The following is a 3019-nucleotide window of genomic DNA, read 5'->3' on the forward strand; positions in this document are numbered from 1 at the left end:
TGGCCGCCGCGACCGCCTGAGCGCCGCCGGGCGCGGGGCGGCTCGAGCCGGCCGGTTCCGGCGTGCCGCGCGAACCGGCCGCGATTGCTGGTAAACACCGCCGCGCTGCCGCCTCACCACCGCCAAAGTTTTCCCGACGACTGCCGTAAACCTGTTTAACGGCGGTCTCCCCGCCGGTCTTTCGTGAGGGACAGGCAGTGCTGATTATCGTGGGAACACTCGTGACGCTGTTGTCCGTCTTCGGCGGTTACGCGCTGGCAGGCGGGCATCTGGGCGCACTGGTCCAGCCGCTCGAGATCCTGATGATCGTGGGCGCGGGCGTGGGCGCGTTCGTCCTCGGCAACGGCATGAAGACCATCAAGGCGACGCTGCGCGTGCTGCCGACGCTCTTCAAGGGCTCGAAGTACACGAAGGACGTCTATATGGAACTAATGGCGCTCCTGTACGTGCTGCTCGCGAAGGCGCGCAAGGAAGGCACGCTGACGCTCGAGGCCGACATCGACGATCCGGACAAGAGCCCGATCTTCACGCAATATCCGAAGATCCTCGCCGATCGTCACATCGTCGAATTCCTGACCGACTACCTGCGCCTGATGGTGGGCGGCAACATGAACGCGTTCGAGATCGAGAGCCTGATGGACGAGGAGATCGAGACGCATCACACCGAAGGCGAAGGCCCCGCGCACGCGCTGATGCGCGTCGGCGACGCGATGCCGGCGTTCGGGATCGTCGCGGCCGTGATGGGCGTCGTCCACACGATGGCGTCGGCCGACAAGCCGCCCGCGGTGCTCGGCGCGATGATCGCGCAGGCGCTGGTCGGCACGTTCCTCGGGATCCTGCTGTCGTACGGGCTGATCGGGCCGCTCGCCAGCCTCGCGGAGCAGCGCGTCGCCGAGTCGACCAAGATGTTCCAGTGCATCAAGGTGACGATCCTCGCGAGCCTGAACGGCTACGCGCCGGCGATCGCGGTCGAGTTCGGCCGCAAGGTGCTGTTCTCGACCGAGCGTCCGTCGTTTACCGAGCTCGAAGAGCACGTCCGCCGCGTGAAGGCAAAGTGACCCGGAGCACCCGATGAGCAAGAACACCGATCGCGCGATCGTCGTGAAGCGGGTGGCCCCGCCGAAGAAGGGCCACCACGGCGGCGCATGGAAGCTCGCCTATGCGGACTTCATGACCGCGATGATGGCGTTCTTCCTGCTGATGTGGCTGTTGAGCGCGGCCACGCCGGTGCAGCTGAAGGGGATCGCCGACTACTTCAACACGCCGCTGAAGGCCGCGCTGTTCGGCGACGGCAATCGCAGCGCGCAGGAGTCCAGCATCATCAACGGCGGCGGCCGCGACCTGTCGAGCCTCGACGCGGGCACGCTGCGCCGCACCAACGGCACCACGCCGCTCGCCGATCGCGTCGCGAAGCCGATCGACGAGAAGTCGCACTCGCAGGCGCAGGGCGCGCTGGAGCGGCTCGAGCAGGCGCGCCTGCACGACCTGCAGATCAAGCTGATGGCCGCGATCGAGGCGAACCCGACGCTGCGCCAGTTCAAGCAGCAGATCCGCATCGATTCGACACTGATGGGCCTGCGCATCGAGATCGTCGATACGCAGAAGCGGCCGATGTTCGCGATGTCGAGCGACCACGTCGAGCCGTACATGCGCGACATCCTGCGCGAGATCGGCAAGACGCTGAACGACGTGCCGAACCGGATCATCGTCCAGGGTCACACGGACGCGGTGCCGTACGCGGGCGGCGAGGGCGGCTACAGCAACTGGGAGTTGTCCGCCGACCGCGCGAACGCATCGCGCCGCGAGCTGATCGCGGGCGGCATGGATGAGGCGAAGGTGATGCGCGTGCTCGGCCTCGCGTCGACGCAGAACCTGAACAAGGCCGATCCGCTCGATCCGGAAAACCGCCGGATCAGCGTGATCGTGTTGAACCGCAAATCCGAAGACGCGCTGATGCGCGACGACCAGACGACCACGACGCTGTCGGCCGACGCGGCGGGCTCGAAGCTGCTGGCACAGCAGCTCGGCGGCCCGTCGGCGGCGGCGCGACCGGTGCTCGCGAGCGCCGTCGCCGTGCCGAAATCCTGACGTTTCCCAGATTCCGAGACAGACATGATCCGAACCATTCTCGCCATCGACGACTCCGCGACCATGCGTGCGCTGCTGCAGGCGACGCTTGCGCAGGCGGGCTACGACGTGACGGTGGCGCCGGACGGCGAAGCCGGCTTCGACATGGCCGCCACCGTGGCGTACGACCTGGTGCTGACCGACCAGAACATGCCGCGCAAGAGCGGGCTCGAAGTGATCGCCGCGCTGCGCAAGCTGACCGCGTACGCGGACACGCCGATCCTCGTGCTGACGACCGAAGGCAGCGATGCGTTCAAGGACGCCGCGCGCGACGCGGGCGCGACCGGCTGGATCGAAAAGCCGATCGACCCGGCCGTGCTGGTCGACCTGGTCGCGACGCTCTCCGAGCCGGCGGCTTCCTGACATGAATGCGACGAACCCAACCGGTGACCGGGCATGACTCTCGACATCACGCAGTTCTACCAGACCTTTTTCGACGAAGCCGACGAGCTGCTCGCGCAGATGGAGCAGCTGCTGCTGAACCTCGACGTCGGCGCGCCCGACCCCGAGGATCTGGCCGCGATCTTTCGCGCCGCGCATTCGATCAAGGGCGGCGCCGCGACGTTCGGCTTTTCGGCGCTGACCGAGACGACGCACATCCTCGAATCGCTGCTCGACCGCGCGCGCAACCATGAGCTGACGCTGACCAAGGACATGGTCGACGCGTTCCTCGAGACCAAGGACGTGCTGTCCGACCAGCTCGTCGACTACCGTGCGAGCGCCGAACCGGACGCGGCGGCTGCCGCGGCGATCTGCGCGAAGCTCGAACGGCTGAAGGCCGAGAGCGGCACGGGGGCATCCGATGCCGCGCCCGTCACGCCTGTTGCGCCTGTCGGGCCTGTCGCGCCCGCCGTCGCTGCGCCCGCGCCGGCGCCCGCGCCGGCGTCGGCCA

The 3019-nt window shown here is 67.6% G+C and carries 4 protein-coding genes; all 4 read left to right on the top strand.

Features of this window, described 5'->3' with window-relative positions; translation table 11 throughout:
• Positions 1–197: 197 nt before the first annotated feature.
• Positions 198–1058: a flagellar motor stator protein MotA gene (gene motA / locus O1Q03_RS39830; RefSeq protein ID WP_269511608.1), complete on the top strand. Its 861-nt coding sequence runs from the start codon at positions 198–200 to the stop codon at positions 1056–1058.
• 13 nt (positions 1059–1071) lie between these two features.
• A complete protein-coding gene (gene motB / locus O1Q03_RS39835) occupies positions 1072–2088 on the top strand; it encodes a flagellar motor protein MotB (protein ID WP_269511610.1) in 1017 nt (338 codons plus the stop codon).
• A gap of 24 nt (positions 2089–2112) precedes the next feature.
• Positions 2113–2490, top strand: a complete 378-nt coding sequence (locus tag O1Q03_RS39840; protein ID WP_269511614.1) for a response regulator — start codon at positions 2113–2115, stop codon at positions 2488–2490.
• A gap of 33 nt (positions 2491–2523) precedes the next feature.
• On the top strand, positions 2524–3019 hold a 496-nt coding region (locus O1Q03_RS39845; protein ID WP_269511617.1), incomplete at its 3' end, for an Hpt domain-containing protein.

It is taken from the genome of Burkholderia sp. IMCC1007, from assembly GCF_027257875.1.
Taxonomy (GTDB): domain Bacteria; phylum Pseudomonadota; class Gammaproteobacteria; order Burkholderiales; family Burkholderiaceae; genus Burkholderia.